Source organism: Pseudoclavibacter soli DSM 23366 (assembly GCF_000423505.1).
In the GTDB taxonomy this organism is placed as follows: Bacteria; Actinomycetota; Actinomycetes; order Actinomycetales; family Microbacteriaceae; genus Pseudoclavibacter_A; species Pseudoclavibacter_A soli.
In genome coordinates this window covers 508,767-530,767 of the sequence record NZ_KE384027.1, presented here as the reverse complement: position 1 = coordinate 530,767, position 22,001 = coordinate 508,767, and the positions used below count along the sequence as shown (strand labels likewise).

Below are 22,001 nucleotides of genomic sequence, written 5' to 3'. Positions count from 1 at the left end.
AAGGCGTCAGTGGAACTGCGGCACGATCAGCCACAGCGCGAAAAGCACGATGGCAACGCACACGGTGAAGCAGAGCACTGACCCGGTGCGAGCCAGCAGGTTTGCCTCGCCTCGTGCGGTGACCACGCTGGATGCCCACAGCCGAAGGCCCAAAGCGTACAGCGAGGTGACGGTTGTGGTGATCGCCGTGGCGACGAGCAGCACGATGAGGAAAGACAGCCAGTCGACACCGCCCCACGTCATCGTGGACGAGGCGGCGCTCAGTTGTTCAGAGAGCTGCAGGTGCATGAGTGAACGCTCCTTTCACCTGTTCAGGCGGCCTCAGCCGGCACCGGCACCGGCGCCGGAGTCTGCTGCTGCACATGATTGACGTTGTTGGCGGTCACCGGGTTGCGCTTCGACAGGCGCACGATGCCCCAGATCACTCCGATAGCGATGACGACCACGGCGATCACACCGCCGAAGCCAGTGAGCGCCAGTGCGGCAGCTGCTGCGCCGACCAGTGCGGCAGCCGGGAGGGTGACCAGCCAGGCGATGCCCATCTTGCCGGCCACTGCCCAGTTGACCACAGCACCGCGGCGGCCCAGCCCGGCCCCGATGATCGAGCCAGAGCACACCTGGGTCGTCGAGAGGGCGAACCCCAGATGCGACGAAACGAGAATCGTGGTTGCCGAGCTGGCCTCGGCGGCGAACCCCTGTGGCGTGGTGATCTCGGTGAGGCCTTTGCCCAAGGTGCGAATCACGCGCCACCCTCCCGAGTAGGTGCCAGCCGCGATCGCGAAGCCGCAGGCGGCGACCACCCACAGATGCGGGCCAGTGCCAGCGTCTTGCAGGTTGGCGGTGATCAGTGTGAGGGTGATGATGCCCATGGTCTTCTGAGCATCATTGGTGCCGTGCGACAGAGCCACCAGCAGCGCGGTGATGGTCTGTCCGTGGCGAAACTCGGTCTCTACTCGATGCTCGTCCACTTTGCGCACGATGAACAGCGCAACTTTGACTGCACACCAGGCAGCCAGCCCCGCAACGACTGGCGAGATGACCGCAGGCAGCAGCACTTTGGAGGCAACATTGGCGAAGTTGACGCCATGCACGCCAGCGGCGACGATGACCGCTCCGATGAGCCCGCCGAACAGGGCGTGCGACGAACTCGAGGGCAGCCCGACGAGCCAGGTCAGCAGGTTCCAGACGATTGCGCCGACCAAGCCGGCGAGAATGACTTCGGGGCCGATCGATACCGACGGGTCACTCTCGTTGATGATGCCGCCCGAGATGGTTTTGGCCACCTCAGTCGAGAGGAATGCGCCGACGAGGTTGAGGATGCCCGCCCAGATAACCGCAGTGCGCGGTTTGAGCGCACCTGTGGCAATCGACGTGGCCATGGCGTTCGCAGTGTCGTGGAAGCCATTAGTGAAGTCGAACGTGAGAGCAGTGGCAATCACGAGCAACACGATGACCAGCGTGGTCACTTCCATACTGCGCTTTTCCTCTCAGAGGGAGGACTCCAGCCAACTCTGGGTTCGGGCTCGATGTTCCCCTGCTCTGATTCTATTCTGCCCCTCGAAAGTAAATTCTCGGCAAACAGCAGCTGTGCCGACAGCCTGCTTCGGCGTGTCGGGCACAACGCTTATCGGCGCAGGAATCGCCAGGCCACCCAAGCCGCCACGCACATCAGCACAGCCCCAACTCCCGCAGTGAGCACCACACCACCGCTGAACGCCTGTTCGGCTGCTTGTGACAGTTGCACCGCCACATTCTGCGGCAGCATTTCGGCGGCACGTTCGGCGCCGGCGAGCGTCTCGCGGGCCTGCGCTTCGAGCGCTTCGGGAATGCCCGAGGGCAGCTGCAGCGACGCACGATAGTGCGCCGTGAGCAGCCCGCCCAGCAGCGTAGTGCCCAGCACGGCGCCCACCTCGTAGGCCGTCTCAGAGACCGCAGAAGCGGCCCCCGCTCGGGCCGGCGGAGCAGCCGCAAGCACTAAGTCATTCGAGAGCGTCTCTGCCTGACCAATGCCAATTCCGAGCAGGGCGAAGGCCACCATGACCGTCGTGCGCGAGGCATCGGCGGCCGTCACCGCCACCAGTGCGTAGGCCGAAGCTGAGATGAGCAGCGACACCGTGATGATCAGCGCAGGATGCCAGCGCCGCCTTGCCGGCACCACGAACAGACCGGCGATGATCATGAGCACCAAGCCGGGCAACAGCGTGAGGCCGGCTTCCAGCGGCTGCAGGTGCAATACCAACTGCAGATGCTGCGAGACGAAGTAGAGAAAACCGGTCAGGGCCACCACGCTCATCAGGTTCACGGTGATCGAAGCACTGAAGCGGGGGTTGCGGAACAGCTGCATGTCGAGCAGCGGAGCCGTACTGCGCAGCTGCCGCCGCACGAACCAGACACCGAGCACGATCGAGGTCAGCCCGATGCCCACTGCCACAGTGCGCAGCCCGTGTGCCGTGAGATCTTTGATCACCCAAACCGCACCGCCCAATGCGATGATCGACGCCACCGCACCGAGCAGGTCAAGCGGCCCCGGCGCCGGGTCTTTCGACTCCTCGACCAGCAGCGGCACGGCAATCAGCGTGGGCAACAGCAGTGGCACTGCGATCAGAAAGACTGCCGGCCAAGCGAAGTGCTCGAGCACAGCCCCGCCCACCAGTGGCCCAGCTGCGGCACCCGCTGAGAAACACGCCGCCCAAATCGCGATCGCAAGCCGACGCTGGGCATCGGCCGGGAACATCCCGCGAATCAAAGCCAGTGTTGACGGCATCAGCATCGCACCGAACACGCCGGTGACCGCACGCAGCGCAATCAGCTGCTCGGCGCTCACGGCGAAGGCGCTGGCCACTGAGGCCAGCACAAAACCGGTGCTGCCGATCATGAGCAGACGACGACGCCCGAAGCGATCGCCGAGGCTCCCCATGGTCACCAGCAGACCGGCGAGCACCAATGAATACACGTCGACGATCCACAGTTGCCCGGTGGCGCTCGGCTGCAGCGCTTCGGCGATACTCGGCAACGCGAGCGAGAGCACGGTGTTGTCGATCGAGACGAGCAGCACCGGCAGCATGAGTGCTGCCAGCCCCGCCCACTGACGCGCACCCGCCCGGGCCGCGCTGGATGATTCGCCATGCTGCGACTGCGGCGCAAACGATGCGCTGCGCTCCTGTGGCTCCCTGAGCTTTCGGCTCAGCGTCATGTCGCACACTCCTTCTACATTCGAACGACACTGCTACTGTACCGTACGGACGGTATAGTTAGCGAGAGCCAAAGCCGCGGCAGGTTGCCGTGCACCAGAAGAGACAGGCACTATGGGGTTGATGAGTTCCAGCAACGACACGCGCAGCCGCATCCTTGATGCTTACACCGAACTGGTGATCGAAGGGGGCGAGCGCCTGGCAACACTCGAGGCCGCCGCCGCCCGCGCGAAGGTGTCGAAGGGCGGGCTGCTGTATCACTTTCCCTCGAAACAGCATCTGCTCGAGGCATTCTTGGCCCGCTTTGTCGAGCTCACTGCAGCTGATGCCGAGTCGATTCGGCAGTCATCGTCGCAGCCGATCGACGAGTTGCTGCGCACCTCGGTCAGCCAGGGGTCGCCACTCGATCAAGCGCTGATCGCTGCGGTGCGACTGGCTCAGGGCAGCGCTGCGGCACGCGATTCGCTGGCTCAGGCCGATCAGCTCTGGCTCGCCCTCATCGAAGAGACCGTGCCCGACGAGGCGCTGGCCCGCACGATTCTGCTGATCAGCGACGGACTCTACTACGGCTCAGCGTTGCGCGACCATGACATGTCGGCTGACCTTGCGGCCGCACAACAGACGGTACGAGCCCTGCTGGCAGCACCCCGAGGGTAGGCCGAAGCCCTACTTGTCGAGCACCACGGCAGCGTCACCGAACGAAGCGACACGCTCCGTCAGCCGTTCGCGCACCTCGGGCCAGTCATCAATGATGATCGAGTGCACTGCGGCGTCGCGCCATGTGCCGTCTGCCCGCAGCTGATCGCGTCGCGTGATGCCTTCGAAGGTGGCTCCCAGTTTGAGGATCGCCCGCCGCGAGCGCTCGTTGCGAGCATCCGCCTGGATCTTTACTCGCCCGAAACCGCTGTCGAAGGCATGCGTGAGCAGCAGCAATTTCGCTTCAGGGTTGACCACGGTGCCCCAGACGCGGGGGTCATAGGCGGTCCAGCCGAGGTGCAGCCGCTCTTTCTTGGGCTCGAATTCGGTCAGCGACGTGGTGCCCACAAGTTGACCGTCGTCGGGGCCACCAACCAAGCGCACCGCGAAGGGGCGACCCTCGGCCCAGTGGTAGTACCCATGAGCCCAGTCGATGAAACCGGCAAGGTCGGCATGGTAGTTCGCCGAGCCTCCGCCGTAGCCGTTGGCGAAGATTTCAGGATGCCCGATCGCCGCAAACAGTGCCGGCAAGTCGTCTTCGGTGAGTGGGTCGAGTCTGATGTGCGCGCCGACCAAGCTGGTCGGCCGGGGGACGGTGGCATTCATGCGACTACTGTACGCCCATGTGCTGGGTGCGTCTTCGCTGGTCACCACGTGTTCTCGTTGGTCAGCAGCGCCACCTGCACTGGCGAGCGAACGCGCACCGTGGCAAGCGATGGCGCAGGTGCCAAACGAGAACGACGAAGGCCCCACTCCCCAGTAAACATATGGGGAACAGGGCCCTCGATCGTGGCGGTGACGGCGGGATTTGAACCCGCGGTAGGTTGCCCTACACATCATTTCGAGTGATGCACTTTCGGCCGCTCAGACACGTCACCGTCGTCGAGTGTAGCGTAAAGCGCCCGCAAAACGAAAACCGAGGCGGCCGCAACTGCAGTCAGGCGCTGATCAGCAGCCGAGCCGCGAGCACGAACATGATCACCGCAATACCCGCGTCGAGCACCTGCCATGCACGCGGGCGCGCCAGCAGCGGCCGCAGCGCACGTGCCCCGAATCCAAGTGCTGCGAACCACACGAAACTCGCGAGAATCGCGCCAGCCGCCCACCACAGCGGATGCGTCTGCTGATGCGCCAGGGCCCCCAGCAACACGACGCTATCGATGTAGACATGGGGGTTCAGCCAGGTGAACGCCAGCACGGTCAGCAGCACCGACAGCAGAGACTTGGCCGCCGGCGGCTGACCGTCATCGCTCAGCGCAACCGGATGCACCACGCGCCGCAGCGCGAACAGACCGTAGCCGGCTAAGAAGGCCGCACCGGCCATCCTGACGACGAACATCACCGTGGGTGCGCTCTCGATCAGCGCACCCACGCCGAGCACGCCCGCACTGATCAACACCGCGTCTGACAGCGCGCAGACCGTGACAGCAGGCAGCATCATCCGCCGCGACGAGGTGACGCCCAGACGCAGCAGATACGCGTTCTGGCTGCCGATCGCAACGATCAGCGACAGCCCAGTGGTCAGGCCGAGGGCGAGCGAAAGCAGCAGTGATGAAGTGAGCACGAGATCTATGGTGCGATGCGCTCAACGCAAAGTACAGCTAATGTTTCTAATGTTGATGAAGCATTACTTCATAGCAGTTCGGCAGGATGCCCGAGAACGGAGTCTGACATGTTCGCCTTCCAGCTCGACCAGGCGCAGACTCTGGTCACGCTCGTTGACGAGGGCAGTTTCGAGGCGACCGCCCGAGTGCTGCACATCACCCCCTCAGCGGTGTCGCAGCGCGTGCGCGCGCTCGAGGAGGCAACCGGCAGCGTGCTCGTCGAACGCGGACAGCCGGTCACGCCCACCGCCGCCGGGCTGCTGGCACTGCGCTTCGCGCGCGCCCTGGTGCTGCTGGCGCAAGATGCCACAGCCGCACTGACCAGCACCAGCGACGCCGGTGAGACGCTGCTGCCAGTGGCGGTCAACGGCGACAGCTTGGCGACCTGGTTCGTGCCGGCGCTGAGCGAGGCGACACAGCGCACTGGCGCGCTGTTCGACGTGCGACGCGAAGACGAGCAGCTCAGTGCTCGATCGCTGCGGCGTGGCGAGGTGATGGCGGCCATCACTTCAAACCCGGCGAATGTGCAGGGGTGCACCAGCACCGCGCTCGGTGTGATGCGCTATCGAGCCGTAGCCTCCCCGGCGCTGGTCTCGCGTTGGTCGAGCCAAGAGGCGGGTTTTCTGATCGATCGCCGCGCGCCGATGGTCAACTTTGATCGCGACGACATGCTGCAGCGCCACTATCTGCGTGAGAAGCTCGGCTGGCGCACTCCCCCGCCGAGCCATTACATTCCCTCCTCAGCCGATTTCGCGCAGGCTATCGCCGCCGGGCTCGGCTGGGGGCTGTTGCCTGAGCAGCAAATTGCCGATTTCGCTCCGGATGCACTGGTCGCGCTGGATGCCGGACGTTTCGTCGATGTCACACTGCACTGGCAACGATGGAGGCTGTCGTCTCCCACACTCGATGCGGTGACCGAGGTGGTGCGCGAGGTCGCAGCACGTCGTCTGCGCCCGCTCGGAGATGATCTTCGGGCCTGAGCCACCGAGCCTGTGCATGGCGGGTCGTTCATGTCGGTGGTCGCCCGTAGAGTGATGACATGGCTCGAAACACCCCGGCTCCGTATCACTGCACCGAGTGCGGCTATCGCTGCACCAAGTGGGTCGGGCGCTGCCCCGAGTGCCAGTCTTGGGGCAGCGTCGTCGAAGTTGGCACGCGCACCGGCTTGGTCAGCGCGGGCGGGTCACGTCGCGGGCTGAACGGCACAACGGTCGCCGAGCCAGCACGGGTGCTCCCCGCCCTCCCCGAAGACCGCCTCGCGCGCCCAGTCACCGAACTCACCACCCACGACGCCACACACGTACCCACCGGCATCGGCGAGCTCGACCGCGTGCTCGGCGGGGGCATCGTGCCGGGCGCGGCCATCTTGCTCAGCGGCGAACCCGGGGTGGGCAAGTCCACACTGCTACTTGAGGTTGCTGCACGCTGGGCCGCCGATGGGCGCACCGTGCTCTATCTCACCGCCGAAGAGTCGGCCGGGCAGGTGCGACTGCGCGCCGAGCGCACTGGCGCACTGCACGAGCATCTGTTGCTCGCTGCCGAGACCGATCTGCTCTCTGCGCTCGCCCAGGTCGAGGCCGCCGAACCTTCTTTGGTGATCATCGACTCTGTGCAGACACTCACCGACCCCACCGTCGAGGGCATCCCCGGCGGCACTGCCCAAGTGCGCGCCGTGGCCCATGCGCTCACCCGCGCGGCCAAACAATGGAACATCCCGTTGCTGCTCGTGGGCCACGTCACCAAAGACGGGTCGATCGCGGGCCCCAGACTGCTCGAGCATCTGGTCGACGTGGTCTGCCAGTTCGAAGGCGACTCCCAAACCTCTCTGCGCTTCGTGCGCGCACAAAAAAACCGCTTCGGCGCCGTAGACGAAGTCGGCTGCTTCGAGATGACCGGTGACGGCATCCATGAGGTGCCCGACCCATCCGGGCTGTTTCTCAGCCGCGCAACCGATGTGCCGGGCACTGCAGTCACGATCGCCATGGAGGGCCGCCGCGCACTCCCCGTCGAGGTGCAGGCGCTGGTCGTCGACACCTCAGCCCCACAACCGCGGCGCGTCACCAACGGGGTCGACGGTTCGCGAGTCGCCATGTTGGTCGCGGTGCTCGAACGCCGTGCCGGGCTGCGCATCAGCGACAAAGAAATCTATGTGTCAACGGTCGGTGGGGTGCGCCTGAGCGACCCGGCCGCCGACCTCGCCATCGCCTTGGCCATCGCCTCGGCGGTGCTCAATCGTGCCGTGCGCCCGCAGACTGCGGCCTTCGGCGAGATCAGCTTGGCCGGGCAGGTGCGGCGCAGCACGCAGGCAGCTCAGCGCAGCGCCGAGGCCACCCGACTCGGCTATTCGTCAATAGTCGATCATCAGTCAGCCGACACCCTGCGCCAGGCACTCTCCGCTGCGTTACAACGCTAAGCTGTCGCCCTTACTGCAGCACAAAGGCATACTGCGACGAAGACACCGAACCGATCGACGCCTGCACCCAATAGGTGCCTGCCGTCGATGCCTGGCGAGTCTTGGTGCACGCTGTGCCGTCGTTGAACGAAAGATCCCAAGTCACGGTGCCGCTCACCGGCTCGTCAGGCTGCAGCACCTCGACGGCGTCTGCAGGGTTGGCGATACAGGGGGTCAGCTTCCAGATTTCCGCCTGCCCGCTGCCGACCACGAGCTGCTGCTGCGTGGTGCCGACATTCGCACTGCAGGCCACGCTTGAGATATTGGTCACCTGGTACACGAACTGGGGCTGCTGAGAAAACGAATACGTCGATGCACTGGTCTTCACCGAAACGCTCAGGTCTCCGGCGGCACAGGTCGCGACGTCAGCGTCTGGCGAGTCATCACTCGTCGCATCGTCACTATCAGAAGCGTCTGCCGAAGCACTCGGCGAGGCGGCAGCTGTGGCTGTCGGCACAGCTGCGCTTTCAGTGGCGTTGGTATTGGTGGATGCGCTGTCGTCGCCTCGTGTCACGCAGCTGGTGATGCCCCAGATGACCAGTGCGATCAGCACCAGCAGAATCAGCAGTGCGATGCGTCGACGACGGTAAATCGCCGGCGAGTGCCTGCGGCGGGGTGTGTTCATACCCCACAGTTTAACGGAGGTGTCGAATCATTCGCGTGTTGCCAAGAGTGTTCTGTTTGACCCGCTGCAGCTCGAGGAACTCGGCCACGCCTTCGTCAGGCGAACGGATCAGTTCGACGTAGGTTTCAGGGTCGATTCCTGGGTCGATCATCACGTTGAATCCATTGCGCTTGAAGAACTCGACTTCGAAGGTCAGGCAGAATAGGCGAGAGATGCCAAGGCCCTCGGCCTGCTCGACCAGCCGTTCGACGATGTGGCGCCCCACGCCGTGGCCTTGCAACGTGCGATCGACCACCAGCGTGCGGATTTCTCCCAAGTCTTCCCAGAACACATGCAGCGCCCCGGCGCCGACGATGCGGCCGTCGAGTTCGGCAACGACGAATTCTTGGGTGGCTTCGTAGAGCACCACGAGCTCTTTGCCGAGCAGCACACGCTCAGCAACATAGGGCTCGATCAGCCCCGCGATCGCTCGAATGTCGGGGGTGCGGGCGGGGCGGATGACCAGTGGCATGGCCACCAGCCTACCGCGACAACAAGAGCCCCGACTCAATGAGTCGGGGCTCTTGTTCACAGATCTGCAGCGATCACAGCACTTGGCTGGCTGCGATCTTGCCCTGCTCAGGCTCGGGGCCTTCGCCGTCAACTACCGCGAACGTGAACTGCGACTGGTCATCGAGATCGATCGAGATCTTCTGACCGGCAGTGATCTCGCCCCGCAGAATGCGCTCTGACAGCTGATCTTCGATCTGCACTGAGATGGCGCGACGCAACGGTCGGGCGCCGAGCGCCGGATCGTAGCCGATGTCGATCAGACGCTCCTTGGCCGGCAGGCTCACCTCGACGGTCAGGTCACGGTCGAGCAGACGATCGTTGAGGCGAGCGATGAACAGGTCGACGATCTGCAGCAGCTCTTCCTTCTTGAGCGCCGGGAACACGATGGTGTCATCGACACGGTTGAGGAACTCGGGTTTGAAGTGCTTCTTCAGCTCTTCAGTGACCTTGCCCTTCATGGTGTCGTAGGTGACCGTCGCGTTGTTCTCAATCTGGAAGCCCACCGGGCCGCCGGCGATGTCTTTCGACCCCAGGTTGGTGGTCATGATGATCACGGTGTTCTTGAAGTCTACCGACCGGCCCTGACCGTCGGTCAGGCGCCCTTCTTCGAGGATCTGCAGCAGCGAGTTGAAGATGTCGGGATGAGCCTTCTCGATCTCGTCGAACAGCACCACGCTGAAGGGGTTGCGACGCACCTTCTCGGTGAGCTGACCGCCCTCTTCGAAGCCGACGAAGCCGGGAGGGGCACCGAACAGGCGCGACACGGTGTGCTTCTCGCCGTATTCAGACATATCGAGCGAGATCAGTGCGTCTTCGTCGTCGAACAGGAACTCGGCGAGCGCCTTGGCCAGCTCGGTCTTACCGACACCCGTGGGGCCGGCGAAGATGAACGAACCGCTCGGCCGCTTCGGGTCTTTCAGACCGGCACGGGTGCGACGGATGCTGCGCGAGAGAGCCTTGATGGCCTCGCGCTGTCCGATGACACGCTGGCCGAGCTCTTCCTCCATGAACAGCAGCCGCGACGACTCCTCTTCGGTGAGCTTAAACACCGGAATACCGGTGGCCTGTGCCAGCACCTCGGCGATAAGACCCTCATCGACCTCGGCGTGCACCTCGGTATCACCCTTGCGCCACTCTTTCTCAGATTTCAGCCGCTCACCGAGCAACTGCTTCTCCTCGTCGCGCAGACTGGCAGCCTTCTCGAAGTCTTGATCTTCGATGGCCTGCTCTTTGGCCGCACGCACGCTGGTGATCTTCTCGTCGAACTCACGCAGCTGAGGCGGCGCTGAAAGCACGCTCAGGCGCAGCCGTGCGCCTGCCTCGTCGATCAGGTCGATTGCCTTGTCAGGTAGGTGACGATCTTGAATGTAGCGAGCCGACAGGTTGACTGCGGCGACGATCGCGCCGTCGGTGATCTTGACCTTGTGGTGCTTCTCGTAGCGCTCACGCAGACCCTTGAGGATCTGGATCGAATGCTGCAAGCTCGGCTCGCGCACCTGCACCGACTGGAAGCGACGCTCGAGTGCAGCGTCCTTCTCGAAGTACTTGCGGTATTCATCGGTGGTGGTTGCGCCGATGGTCTGCAGCTCGCCGCGAGCGAGCATGGGCTTCAGGATGCTGGCTGCGTCGATTGCACCCTCAGCGGCGCCGGCACCGACGAGCGTGTGGATCTCATCGATGAAGATGATGATGTCGCCGCGGTTCTTGATCTCTTTGAGCACCTTGCGCAGGCGCTCTTCGAAATCGCCGCGGTAGCGCGATCCGGCGATCAGGGCAGACAGGTCGAGGGTGTAGAGCTGCTTGTCTTTCAGCGTCTCGGGCACCTCGCCGGCAACGATGGCCTGCGCCAGACCTTCAACGACGGAGGTCTTGCCGACACCAGGGTCGCCAATGAGCACCGGGTTGTTCTTGGTACGACGGCTGAGCACCTGCATGACGCGCTCAATTTCGCGCTCGCGCCCGATGACCGGGTCGAGCTTGCCGTCGCGAGCCTTCTGGGTGAGATTCTCGCCAAACTGGTCGAGCACCTGCGAGCCCTGCTGCTGCGGTGCCCCGTCGGCGCCCACGCCAGCCATCTGAGGGTCTTTGCCACCACCCTGGTAGCCGGCCAACTGCTGCACCACGGTCTGACGCAGCTGCCCCAAGTCGACACCGAGCTTGACGAGCACCTGCACGGCAACACCCTCACCCTCGCGGATGAGACCGAGCAGAATGTGCTCGGTGCCGACGTAGTTGTGCCCCAGCTGCAGCGCCTCGCGGAAGGAGAGCTCGAGCACTTTTTTGCCGCGCGGGGTGAATGGAATGTGCCCGGTGGGCGGCTGCTGCCCCACACCGATGATGTCTTCGACCTGCTCGCGGGCGTCATCGAGTGTGACGCCGACCTGCTCGAGTGACTTCGCCGCGACGCCCTCGCCTTCGTGCAGCAGCCCGAGCAGTAGGTGCTCCGAGCCGATGTAGTTGTGGTTGAGCATCTTGGCCTCTTCTTGGGCCAGCACCACCACCCGACGGGCGCGGTCGGTAAAACGTTCGAACATGCCATCTCCTCACGGCTCGCCGGTGCGAGCAGTCCGGTTATGAATCATCCAACCAGAAACCCCGCGCGAACATGCCTGTGTTCGCCGTGGGCTAAGCACACGGCGACTCCAACCAACACAGTGCCGTGGGCTAAGCACACGGCGACTCCAACCAACACAGTGCCGTGGGCTAAGCACACGGCGACTCCAGCCGGCACAGTGCCGTGGGGTCAGCGCTCGGCACTGCACGCGGTCACGGGCGCGCCAGCTCAGGCCTTGGTGTCGACGTCGGCCGAGGGGCCGCCGTTGGGGGCATCCTGCGCTGGCTTGGGCGAAGCCCCGTACTTGCGCTCGAAGCGCTGGCGCTCGGCTGCTTCGATGCGAGCCTGGGCTTTGCGCTCGTTGCGGTCTGAGTGCAGCACCGCGCGAAAGACGATGTAGAAGATCACGCCGACCAGCACGGTTGGGGTGAGCCCCCAGATGATGGCGATGATGAGTTCGTTCGTGGTCATGTCGCCTACTTCACCAACGGAAACAGTACGGTCTCGCGAATGCCCAGGCCGGTCAGTGCCATGAGTAGTCGGTCGATGCCCATGCCCATGCCGCCAGCTGGTGGCATGCCGTATTCCATCGCGGCGAGAAACTCCTCGTCGACCTGCATGGCCTCTGGGTCGCCCTTGGCCGCCAATAGTGACTGCTCGACGAAACGCTGACGCTGCACGACAGGATCGGCGAGTTCGGAATACCCGGTGGCCAGCTCGAACCCGCGCACGTAGAGGTCCCACTTTTCGACCACACCGGGTTTCGAGCGGTGCTGACGGGTCAGCGGCGAAGTGTCGAGCGGGAAGTCCATCACGAAGGTGGGTCGCTCGAGCCCGGGCTTGACGTAGTGTTCCCAGAGCTCTTCGACATACTTGCCGTGCGTTGCGGTCTTGGGGTCGAGCTTCAGGTCGACAGCGTCGGCCAGGGCCTGCAGTTGGTCGATCGGGGTCTCGACGGTGATCTGTGGGGCTTGCCCCTCGCCGGTGTAGGCGGCGGCCAGCTGTTCATTGAGCGAGCCGTACAGGTCGATGCGATCCCACTGGCCAGAGAAGTCGTAGCGCGTGCCGTCGGCCCAAGTCACCGTCTGCGAGCCATCAGGGCTGGCCGCGCGGGCAGCATTCTGAATCAGCTCCTGTGTGAGATCTGCGATCGAGTTGTAGTCGCCGTAGGCCTCATAGGCCTCGAGCATCGCGAACTCAGGCGAATGCGTCGAGTCGGCGCCCTCGTTGCGGAAGTTGCGGTTGATCTCGAAGACACGATCGATGCCGCCCACGAGTGCCCGCTTCAGAAACAGCTCGGGCGCAATGCGCAGAAACAACTCGGTGTCGAAGGCATTGGAGTGCGTGGTGAACGGGCGCGCCGAGGCACCGCCGTGCACGGTCTGCAGCATCGGCGTCTCGATTTCGGTGAAGCCGTGCGCGGCGAAGGTGCTGCGCAGCGATGCGTTGGTCGCTGCCCGGGTGATCACCATCTGTCGGGCCTGTTGGCGTGCGATCAGGTCGAGGTAGCGGTTGCGCACCCGAAACTCTTCGCCGAGTTCACTGTGCAGGTTCGGCAGTGGCCGAATGGCTTTCGAGGCGATCTGCCACTGATCGACGAATACCGAGAGTTCGCCGCGCTTCGAGGCGATGACCCGCCCGTGCACGAACAGGTGGTCGCCCAAGTCGACGAGCTCCTTGAAGCGTTTGAGCGAAGTCTCCCCCACCGCGGCCAAGCTGACCATAATCTGAATACGGGTGCCGTCACCCGCCTGAATGGCCGCGAAGCAGAGTTTGCCGGTGTTGCGCACATGCACCACGCGCCCGGCGATGCCGACCTCGTCATCGGTCTCAGCACCGGCCTCGAGGTCAGGATGCGCGGCACGCACTGCGGCGATCGTGGTGGTCACCGGCACGCTGACTGGGTAGGCCTCGCCCTCGGCGATCAGCCGGTCGCGCTTAGCTAACCGCACCTCACGCTGCTCGTTGGTGTCGGCGGCGAGCTGCTGCTCGGCGCTCAGCTCTGCGGTTGCGTCGCTCATGCGGTCTCCTCTGTGCCTGCGCCGAAGTGCGCGGGGGTATTGTCGATCAGTCGCGTGGTGCCGACTCGGGCGGCCACGATGACTCGGGCATCGCCGGTGAAGTCGTCATCGACTGCGGTGAACGTGCTCTCGTCAACGATGTCGAGGTAGTCGATCTCTATGCCTGCCTGAGCTTCGAGCAGGCTGATGCCCACTGCGCGCGCGGCGCTCGGGTACACACCGTCGCGAGCCTGCTCGGCCACCGCTGTGATTGCACGCGAGAGAAACAGCGCAGTGGCACGCTCACTCTCCGAGAGGTAGCGGTTGCGGCTCGACAGCGCAATGCCGTCGGTGTCACGTCGAATCGGTGCCCCGACGATGCGCACCGGCACGTCGAGATCGGCCACCATGCGCCGCACGACCGCCAGCTGCTGTGCGTCTTTCTCACCGAACACGGCGATGTCGGGCTGCACGATGTGAAAGAGCTTGCTGATCACGGTCAGCACACCCGCGAAATGTCCGGGGCGCAGAGCTCCCTCGTATCGGGTGGCGATCTCTCCGGGTGTCACCAGCGTCTGCGGCCAGCCGTCGGGGTACATTTCTTCGGCGCTCGGCGCAAAAACCACGGCGGCCGACCCGGCCAACAGCCGAACATCGTCGTCGAGTGTGCGTGGATACGCCGCGAGGTCTTCTGTTGGGCCGAATTGCACGGGATTCACGAAGATCGAGACCACCACGACATCGGCCTGAGTACGCGCGAGTTCTACCAATGACAGGTGGCCGGCGTGCAAAGCGCCCATCGTAGGCACCAACGCAACGCTCAGACCGCGCTCGCGCAGCCTCCGTACGGCGGCACGCGCGTCGGCAACACTATGGGTGAGCACTGGCGATGACGCAGAGGATGGCGTGGTCACCGGGGTTGTCGAGGACTGTTCGGCTGCAGGCACGTCGCTCATCTCTCGTTCGTCGGGTTCAACGGATCGTCGGGCCAGCGAGAGCGGTCCAGGGCGTCAGCCACGCTCGTCGTGACGACCGACCGCAGCACAGCGGCCGGGTCGGCGACCTCGATCTCACGCAGCAGACGTGCTGCCTGATCGATGATGGCACGCGAGAAGCCTCCCGCGACCTCTCGCGCTTCAGCATACACCGGGCGATCGGCGTCGCTGATCTCGATCGGATCGCCGCCCATCTCGATGACGAGCGCGTGTGCGATTGGCAGCACGGCTGGCGGTGCGGTCACGATCATGGGCTCGTCACGTAGCCGTCGAACGTCGATGCTGGTGCCGCTGAAGGCGATGGTGGGGCTCACCGCGAGTGGGATGACTCCTTGAGCGGCCAACGGGTCGAGCACGCGGTGCCCCAGCTCAGGCGCCGTGTGCACAGCGATCTGCCCGGGATGCCAGACGCCAGCGGCCGCGCTGCCTTCGACGAATGCGGCAATTTGGTCGCCAGGAATCGCCAACAGCACGAGGTCGGCCTGCGAGATGACGCTTGCTTCGTCGACGATCGCCACCCCCGGCAGAGCCGCCTCTACCCGCTCGCGGTGATCGGCTGAGGCTGTTGAGACCGCGACCACATGATGCCCGGCACCAGCGAGCGCCTGAGCCAAGCAGGTGCCGACCCGTCCGGCGCCGACAACGCCGACATCGAGTCTGCTGCCAGACTGGCTCATGAGCGGTGCTCCCGTGCACGCAGCGTCTGCCGTGCGGCAGCGGTCGATGGGTCGGTGCCCGACGTACCCGACTCAGACCCCGAGGTTGGGTCGTCGGGCGGCAGTCGACACCAGCGTTCAGCGACCCAGCCGGCGACGGCCAGCAACAGGCTGACCCCGGCAGTCACCGCCAAAGGCAGCACCGTCGCCGTCGACGGACTCGCCGGCGGCAACAGCGCAAAGACCAGCAGCCCGATCAGCAGGCCGCCGAGCACAGCTCCAGTGACTGCGCAGGCCTTGGCCAGCAGCAGCACCCGCAGCGCAAAGAAGGGGTCGACTGGTTCTGTGTGTGCTTCGCCGTGCTCACGCCGCTCTTCTACGCGGCGATGCACCCGTGATCGTACGTGCCAAGCGAGCGCGAGCTCGATGACGATGATCAGCACGAGCACCACGGGAAGCGACCACGGTGGCACGATCTGCGGCCAGCCGAATCGCGACAGACTGGTCTGGGCGGCCCAGCCGAAGCCCGCAAAAATCACCGCGATCAGAGCCAGGCGAGTGATCCTCAGCGGTTTCATCGCGTCTCCTCGGGGGATTGCGCTCGCAGCTTTTCGAGCAGCTGCCGAATCGGCGTGCCTGCGAGCACTGCCTCGGGTTCGATATCGGCCCAAGGCTCCAACACGAACGCGCGTTCGGCCGCGCGCGGGTGCGGGATGGTCAGCGCGGTGGATGCTCGAGTCTCACCTTCATAGTCGATAAGGTCGAGATCGAGGGTGCGGTCTCCCCAGCGCTCGTGCCGCACCCTGTGGTGCTCTCGCTCGGTGCGCTGCAGCTGTGCCAGCAGCTGCTCAGGAGTCAACGTGGTGGTCACCACCGCGACGGCATTGGCGAAACGCGGACGCTCCGGATCGGGGCCGTCGAGCGAGACGGCCACGGTCTCGTGCACGGGCGAAACCGCCTGCACCGTGATCTGCGAAAGCTCGCTCAGCGCAGCAACCGCCGAGTCGAGTGTCTCATGCCGTTGTCCCAAGTTGCTGCCCAGCGCGATGACGGCACGACGAGCGACTGGTTCAGGCATCTGCGCCCCCTCGATACTCACGAGCGCGATGCAGACGAACGCTCACGTCATCAAAGGGCACGGTGATCGGGGCCTGCGGTTTGTGCACGGTGACGGTGACCTCGTGCACCCCGTCGATGACCAGCAGATCGTCGACAATCAGCGCAGCCAAGCGTTCGATGAGCGCCACCGGTGCACCCGTGATGCGCTCGACCACGCGCAGCGCGACGGCGCCATAGTCGACGGTACAGGCCAAGTCATCTGTGGCTGCGGCTCGAGCCAGATCAACGTACAGGTCGACATCCACAATGAATGTCTGCCCCAACTGCTGTTCTGCCTCGAACACGCCGTGGCGGCCGCGTGCCCGAATGCCGCGCAATGCAATTACGTCGAGCGTGCACCCCGTCTTCGACTCAGGCACCACGCCTCCTCAGTTCATGTGCGACCGCGAGCGCAGCCGAGGTGGCTGCCGCATTATGCACTCGCCACCCCCATATGCCGCGGTCGAAGAGCATGGCAGCAACCACAGCCGTGGCAGCATCACGCGCTTGGTTCGCCAGTGTGGCATCTGCCGTGGGCCCGGTGCGCAGCGCCTGCGGCACGGTCTCTGAGATGAAGCGCTTGCGGCTCGCTCCCACCAGCACCGGCAGCCCGAGCCCGACAAAGCGATCGAGGTTTGCCAGCAGCTGCCAGTTGTGGTCAGTGCGTTTGCTGAAGCCGAGCCCCGGGTCGCTGATGAGCCGCTCGTCGGGAATGCCTGCTGAGCGCGCTGCGTCGAGCCGTGCAGACAGCTCAGCGAGCACTTCTTCGGTGACGTCATGGTACGTGGCTGCAGCATCCGCGTCGGCCAGCAGCCCCCGCCAGTGCGAGCAGATATAGACCGCATCAGTGTTGGCGACTGCCGCGAGCATATCGGGGTCGGCCAGCCCGCCAGAGACATCGTTGATGTATCGGACGCCCAGTTGCGCGACACGAACCGCGGTTTCGGCGTTCATGGTGTCAACGCTGACCTCGATACCCTCGGCAACCAAGCGCTCGACGACGGGCAGCACTCTGTCGAGTTCGGTGGCCACGTCGACTCGGATACTGCCCGGCCGCGTGGACTCACCGCCGACGTCGATGATGCCCGCGCCTTCGGCAACCAACGTTCGAGCGTGGTCAAGCGCTCGATCCGGCTGCAGCCACTGGCCGCCGTCGCTGAACGAATCGGGCGTGACGTTGAGTACCCCCATGACCAGCGGAAGAGACAGATCGGCCATGATCACCGCTCTCGCTCATCGAGCTGCAGCGCTGCCAGGGCCAGCTGGCGCCCCGCCGGGGTGTCGAGTTCTCCCCGGGCTGCAACGGTCACGGTGTGTGCGTCGTCTTGCCGCGCACCTCTGGCACTCACACAGTCTTGATGGGTGCGCAACACCACCAGAGCCCCGCGGGCGCCCAAATGCTGCTGCAGCGCCTCTGCCAAGTCGGCGGTGAGCCCCTCTTGCAGCTGCGGTCGCGAAGCGAGCAGATCGACCAGTCTGGGCAGCGCTCCCAGCCCGGCGATGCGGTCTCCTGGCAGGTAGGCGATGCTGGCAGTGCCATAGACGGGCAGCAGATGATGAGCGCAGACCGACCGCACGCGGATTCCCGTCATCGCAACCAGATCTCCTGACGGCGCGGGAAGCGTGGTGGCAAACACAGACTCGGGGGCGGCCCCCACCCCGGCGAACAGCTCGACAGCGGCCTGAGCCACCCGTTGTGGCGTCTCTCGCAGCACGGGATCATCAGGGTCGAGCCCTACCGCACGAAGGTAGTCTCGGGTTGCCCGGGCGACTCCGGCCTGGTCGATCATTTAGTGCTTCTCGTCGTCGCCGTTCGCAGGCGCCGAGTGCTCGGCTGCCTCAGTCTCGACGATCTCGGGGTCGGCGGCAACCTTGGCCGGCACCGGCACCGGCGGCTGGTCAGAGACTGGACGATCCGGGTTCGACAGCCACTGGCTGCGCTCGGGCAGCTTTTTGACATCGGCGAAGATTCGCTCGAGCTCTGGCTCGTTGAGGGTCTCGTGTTCGAGCAGCTCAGTGGCCAAGCGGTCGAGCACGGCACGGTTGGTGGTGAGAGCCTCCCAAGCCTCGGTGTTGGCATTATCGAGCAGCTGTCGCACCTCGACGTCGATCTGCTCGGCAACGCCGTCAGAGTAGTCGCGGGTGGAGCCCATGCTGCGGCCGAGGAAGACCTCGCCGTCTGACTCACCGAGCTTGACCGTGCCGAGTGCCGCGCTCATGCCGTATTCGGTGACCATCTTGCGTGCCGTCGAGGTTGCCTTGTCGATATCGTTCGAGGCACCGCTGGTGGGATCGTGGAACACGATCTCTTCAGCGACTCGCCCGCCCATCGCGTAAGAAAGCTGGTCGAGCAGTTCGTTGCGAGTCACGGAGTACTTGTCGTCGGCGGGCATGACCATGGTGTAGCCGAGGGCACGCCCACGCGGCAGGATCGTGATCTTGGTCACTGGGTCGGTGTGGTTCAGCGACGCTGCCACCAATGCGTGCCCGCCCTCGTGATAGGCCGTGACCAGGCGCTCGTGGTCGCGCATGACTCGCGAACGCTTCTGCGGGCCGGCGATCACGCGGTCGATCGCTTCGTCGAGCGCGCGGTTGTCGATGATCTGCGCATTGGAGCGTGCTGTCAGCAGGGCGGCCTCATTGAGCACGTTGGCCAGATCGGCACCGGTGAATCCGGGGGTGCGCTTGGCAACCAGGCCCAAGTCGACATCGGGCGCCAGTGGTTTATTGGCAGCGTGCACCTCGAGAATCTTCTTGCGCCCCTCCATATCGGGCGCCTCGACGGCGACCTGACGGTCGAAACGCCCCGGGCGCAGCAGCGCCGGATCGAGGATGTCGGGACGGTTGGTGGCCGCGATCAGGATCACATTCGTATTGGGGTCGAAGCCGTCCATCTCGACCAGCAGCTGGTTCAAGGTCTGTTCGCGCTCATCGTGACCGCCGCCCATGCCGGCACCGCGATGGCGACCAACGGCGTCGATCTCGTCGATGAAGATGATGGCCGGCGCGTTTTCTTTGGCCTGTTCGAACAAGTCGCGAACGCGCGAGGCGCCAACGCCCACGAACATCTCGACGAAGTCAGAGCCAGAGATCGAGAAAAAGGGCACTCCGGCTTCGCCGGCCACAGCACGAGCCAGCAGTGTTTTACCCGTGCCAGGGGGGCCATAGAGCAGCACACCCTTGGGAATGCGTGCGCCCACGGCGCGGAATTTCTCTGGCTCGCGCAGAAAGTCTTTGATCTCTTCAAGCTCGCCCAGTGCCTCGTCGACACCGGCGACGTCTTTGAACGTGACCTGCGGGTGGTCTTTGCTGACCATCTTGGCCTTCGACTTGCCGAAGTTCATCACGCCGCCGCCGCCGGCGCCCTGCATACGTGAGAGCAGGAACCAGAACACGACGCCGATCAGCAGGAACGGAATGAGCGTTACCAACATGTTGGTGAACACGTTGGGCTGAGTGACAGTGTCGTCGTAACCGTCGCTCAGGCTTGAGTCGTCGACGGCCTTGACCACGTCGGCAGCACGCCCCTGCGAGTAGTAGAACTGCACCTGCGTGCCGTGATTCTCATACCCTTCGCTGAGTGTGAGGTCGACCCGCTGCTCGGAGTCCATGATGATCGCCTCGGTGGCTTTATTCTGCTTGAGCAGATCGAGCCCCTCAGAGGTGGTGATCTTCTGGTAGCCGCCGAACGCCGATGCGATATTCATGCCGATCAGCACGATGACCAGTGCGGCGACGATCCAGAAGATGGGACCCTTCGCGATGCGTTTCAGAGTGTTCATAGATGCGGGCGTGCGCCTCACCCTTTCGTCCTGAGAAGTACTGATCACCCATGCTACTTGACGCGAGCCATCGTCCTACTGCGTGTTCGCTGTGAGCGGGCAGCGATGCGCTTGGCAGGAGCTCTGAGATCAGCTGTAGACCTCGGGCTTTAAGATGCCCACGCCCTTCACGTTGCGGTAACGCTCATCGAAGTCAAGTCCGTAACCGATCACAAAGTCGACGGGAATGTCGAAGCCGACATACTTCACATCGATCTCGACGGCGAGCGCCTCTGGCTTGCGCAGCAGCGCGCAGATCTCGATCGACTCGGTGCCACGCGAGCGCAGGTTGCGCTTCAGCCATGACAAAGTGAGCCCAGAGTCGATGACGTCTTCGACGATGAGCACGTGCTTGCCGTGCAGATCAGTGTCGAGGTCTTTCAGAATGCGCACGACGCCAGACGATTTGGTACCCGAACCGTACGATGACACGGCCATCCAGTCCATCTTCACCGGCAGCTTGAGTTCGCGAGACAGGTCGGCCATCACCATCACCGCGCCTTTGAGCACCCCCACCAGCAGCACGTCTTTGCCTGCGTAGTCGCGCTCAATTTCGCGCGCCATCTCAGCAATGCGCTCGTCGATCTGCTCAGGGGTGAGCAGCACCTCTTTCAGGTCGTCGGCGATATCAGACAGTTCCATGCTCGGTGTGCTCCTCCGCGTGCGTTGTGTTCCCCACTTTAGTCGCGATGACCAGTCGCCCGCGATCTCGCCTGACCTGACCGCCCGGCACGTCGATGGGGCCTTGGCCGCACCAGTCACACACCAGTCGATACACCTCGTGGACATGCCGAGCACTCAGGCCACGGCCGCAGCGCGCGCCGACGGCATCCTTGATCACCCGCGTGGCCAGTGCAGCCGGCAGGGCCTGCAGCGCTGCGACGTCGAGTGCACCATCGTCAGCACGCACCCGTTCCAAGGCTTCGCCGGCCAGTTGCGAAAGCAGGTCGTCGTCATCGGCAGCCTGAGCCGCGGTACGGGCCAGCGCCGCCGCGACGCCACCACCCAGCTCGCGCTCGAGCATTGGCAACACATGCTGGCGCAGCCGCACCCGCAGAAATGCCGGGTCAAGGTTCTGCGGGTCGTCCCAGACTGGCAGGCCTTGCGCATGGCAGGATGCCCGGGTCAGCTCCCTGCGCACGCCCAGTAACGGCCGAGCCACGGTGCCCGACACACGACGCATTCCCGCCAAAGAACGTGTTCCCGACCCTCTGGCCAGGCCCAAGAGCACGGTCTCGGCCTGATCGTCGAGCGTGTGGGCGACCAAGACGAGATCGGCTCCGACGCGTTGCCGCTGCCGCTCGAGAGCTGCGTAACGCGCCACCCGCGCCTGTTCTTCGAGGCTGCCACCTGAAGCCACCTCTACAGGCAACACCGCTGCAGTGCTGGCGCCCAGGTGCGCGGCTGTGCGGCGAGCCCGCTCGGCGACTTCAGCGCTGCCAGGCTGCAGTTGGTGATCAACCGTCACCGCATGCCAGCGCACCCCGAGCTTCGGAGCCACGTGAGCGACCGCGGCAGTCAGGGCGACCGAGTCAGCGCCGCCGCTCAACGCGACGAGCACAGCGGTCGGGTGCTGCTGCTGCAGCAACAGGCGCACTTGATGCCGGATGCTCCCAGTTGCAGCATCGAGGCGCGGGCGGCGTTCAGGCACGGCCATCAGCGGTGTTCAGTCGACTCACGTGCACTAATCTAATAGCAACGGGTCGGATGGCCACGGCATGGCACCTGCCACTGCACCGCCAACCGCAAGCGAATCC

General features: G+C 64.5%; 23 protein-coding genes and 1 tRNA gene. 3 read left to right on the top strand and 21 right to left on the bottom strand.

Going from position 1 to position 22,001, the window contains the following annotated elements:
- Positions 1-6: 6 nt before the first annotated feature.
- The 3 genes from G557_RS0109980 to G557_RS13025 all read right to left on the bottom strand — a co-directional run bounded on the left by G557_RS0109980 (position 7) and on the right by G557_RS13025 (position 3,193).
- Positions 7-288 carry a hypothetical protein gene (locus tag G557_RS0109980; RefSeq protein ID WP_036962082.1) on the bottom strand — a complete coding sequence of 94 codons (282 nt, stop codon included), beginning with the start codon at positions 286-288 and terminating at the stop codon, positions 7-9.
- 23 nt (positions 289-311) lie between these two features.
- Positions 312-1,472 (bottom strand): inorganic phosphate transporter, encoded by a 1,161-nt coding sequence (locus G557_RS0109975; protein WP_028245905.1) that lies wholly within the window; start codon positions 1,470-1,472, stop codon positions 312-314.
- Positions 1,473-1,624: 152 nt separating this feature from the next.
- Positions 1,625-3,193 carry an MFS transporter gene (locus G557_RS13025; protein ID WP_084627134.1) on the bottom strand — a complete coding sequence of 523 codons (1,569 nt, stop codon included), beginning with the start codon at positions 3,191-3,193 and terminating at the stop codon, positions 1,625-1,627.
- A gap of 121 nt (positions 3,194-3,314) precedes the next feature.
- On the opposite strand from G557_RS13025, the gene G557_RS0109965 reads away from it, so the two are divergent.
- On the top strand, positions 3,315-3,848 hold the full coding sequence (locus G557_RS0109965) for a TetR/AcrR family transcriptional regulator (RefSeq protein ID WP_036962459.1): 534 nt from the start codon (positions 3,315-3,317) through the stop codon (positions 3,846-3,848).
- Positions 3,849-3,857: 9 nt separating this feature from the next.
- Here G557_RS0109965 and G557_RS0109960 read toward each other — a convergent pair whose 3' ends face one another.
- The 3 genes from G557_RS0109960 to G557_RS0109950 all read right to left on the bottom strand — a co-directional run bounded on the left by G557_RS0109960 (position 3,858) and on the right by G557_RS0109950 (position 5,451).
- Positions 3,858-4,493, bottom strand: coding sequence for a GNAT family N-acetyltransferase (locus G557_RS0109960; RefSeq protein WP_028245903.1), 636 nt, complete (start codon positions 4,491-4,493; stop codon positions 3,858-3,860).
- Positions 4,494-4,677: 184 nt separating this feature from the next.
- Positions 4,678-4,765: transfer RNA gene (locus tag G557_RS0109955), tRNA-Ser, on the bottom strand.
- A gap of 59 nt (positions 4,766-4,824) precedes the next feature.
- The gene (locus tag G557_RS0109950) at positions 4,825-5,451 is read right to left on the bottom strand and encodes a LysE/ArgO family amino acid transporter (RefSeq protein ID WP_028245902.1); all 627 of its coding nucleotides are present in this window, start codon (positions 5,449-5,451) and stop codon (positions 4,825-4,827) included.
- A gap of 108 nt (positions 5,452-5,559) precedes the next feature.
- On the opposite strand from G557_RS0109950, the gene G557_RS0109945 reads away from it, so the two are divergent.
- Entirely contained in the window at positions 5,560-6,471 is a 912-nt protein-coding gene (locus tag G557_RS0109945; protein WP_028245901.1) for a LysR family transcriptional regulator ArgP, read from the top strand.
- A 59-nt stretch (positions 6,472-6,530) separates the two neighbouring features.
- Entirely contained in the window at positions 6,531-7,904 is a 1,374-nt protein-coding gene (gene radA / locus G557_RS13020) for a DNA repair protein RadA (RefSeq protein WP_036962078.1), read from the top strand.
- A gap of 10 nt (positions 7,905-7,914) precedes the next feature.
- Here radA and G557_RS0109935 read toward each other — a convergent pair whose 3' ends face one another.
- From G557_RS0109935 to tilS, 15 genes are all read right to left on the bottom strand, one after another.
- A complete protein-coding gene (locus tag G557_RS0109935) occupies positions 7,915-8,568 on the bottom strand; it encodes a hypothetical protein (protein ID WP_028245900.1) in 654 nt (217 codons plus the stop codon).
- A 10-nt stretch (positions 8,569-8,578) separates the two neighbouring features.
- Positions 8,579-9,079, bottom strand: coding sequence for an amino-acid N-acetyltransferase (locus tag G557_RS0109930; protein ID WP_036962072.1), 501 nt, complete (start codon positions 9,077-9,079; stop codon positions 8,579-8,581).
- Positions 9,080-9,152: 73 nt separating this feature from the next.
- Entirely contained in the window at positions 9,153-11,654 is a 2,502-nt protein-coding gene (locus G557_RS0109925; protein WP_028245898.1) for an ATP-dependent Clp protease ATP-binding subunit, read from the bottom strand.
- Positions 11,655-11,902: 248 nt separating this feature from the next.
- Positions 11,903-12,145: a hypothetical protein gene (locus tag G557_RS13015; RefSeq protein ID WP_051224991.1), complete on the bottom strand. Its 243-nt coding sequence runs from the start codon at positions 12,143-12,145 to the stop codon at positions 11,903-11,905.
- A gap of 5 nt (positions 12,146-12,150) precedes the next feature.
- Positions 12,151-13,695, bottom strand: coding sequence for a lysine--tRNA ligase (gene lysS, locus G557_RS0109915; protein WP_028245897.1), 1,545 nt, complete (start codon positions 13,693-13,695; stop codon positions 12,151-12,153).
- Positions 13,692-14,630, bottom strand: coding sequence for a pantoate--beta-alanine ligase (panC, locus tag G557_RS13010; RefSeq protein ID WP_084627133.1), 939 nt, complete (start codon positions 14,628-14,630; stop codon positions 13,692-13,694). The genes lysS and panC overlap by 4 nt, the downstream gene beginning before the upstream one ends.
- On the bottom strand, positions 14,627-15,346 hold the full coding sequence (locus G557_RS13005; RefSeq protein ID WP_036962070.1) for a DUF2520 domain-containing protein: 720 nt from the start codon (positions 15,344-15,346) through the stop codon (positions 14,627-14,629). Before G557_RS13005 ends, panC begins: the two co-directional genes overlap by 4 nt.
- Entirely contained in the window at positions 15,343-15,903 is a 561-nt protein-coding gene (locus G557_RS13000) for a DUF3180 domain-containing protein (protein ID WP_051224990.1), read from the bottom strand. Before G557_RS13000 ends, G557_RS13005 begins: the two co-directional genes overlap by 4 nt.
- Complete coding sequence (gene folK / locus G557_RS0109895) at positions 15,900-16,403, bottom strand: 2-amino-4-hydroxy-6-hydroxymethyldihydropteridine diphosphokinase (protein ID WP_028245896.1); 504 nt, start codon at positions 16,401-16,403, stop codon at positions 15,900-15,902. Before folK ends, G557_RS13000 begins: the two co-directional genes overlap by 4 nt.
- On the bottom strand, positions 16,396-16,803 hold the full coding sequence (gene folB / locus G557_RS0109890; RefSeq protein WP_036962446.1) for a dihydroneopterin aldolase: 408 nt from the start codon (positions 16,801-16,803) through the stop codon (positions 16,396-16,398). The genes folK and folB overlap by 8 nt, the downstream gene beginning before the upstream one ends.
- Positions 16,796-17,641, bottom strand: a complete 846-nt coding sequence (gene folP, locus G557_RS0109885) for a dihydropteroate synthase (RefSeq protein ID WP_028245894.1) — start codon at positions 17,639-17,641, stop codon at positions 16,796-16,798. Before folP ends, folB begins: the two co-directional genes overlap by 8 nt.
- Before the next feature lie 2 nt (positions 17,642-17,643).
- Positions 17,644-18,213: a GTP cyclohydrolase I gene (gene folE / locus G557_RS0109880; RefSeq protein ID WP_028245893.1), complete on the bottom strand. Its 570-nt coding sequence runs from the start codon at positions 18,211-18,213 to the stop codon at positions 17,644-17,646.
- Positions 18,214-20,205: an ATP-dependent zinc metalloprotease FtsH gene (gene ftsH, locus G557_RS0109875; protein WP_028245892.1), complete on the bottom strand. Its 1,992-nt coding sequence runs from the start codon at positions 20,203-20,205 to the stop codon at positions 18,214-18,216.
- Positions 20,206-20,334: 129 nt separating this feature from the next.
- Entirely contained in the window at positions 20,335-20,886 is a 552-nt protein-coding gene (gene hpt / locus G557_RS0109870) for a hypoxanthine phosphoribosyltransferase (protein WP_028245891.1), read from the bottom strand.
- Entirely contained in the window at positions 20,873-21,901 is a 1,029-nt protein-coding gene (gene tilS, locus G557_RS12995; protein ID WP_245542799.1) for a tRNA lysidine(34) synthetase TilS, read from the bottom strand. The genes hpt and tilS overlap by 14 nt, the downstream gene beginning before the upstream one ends.
- Positions 21,902-22,001: the final 100 nt, after the last annotated feature.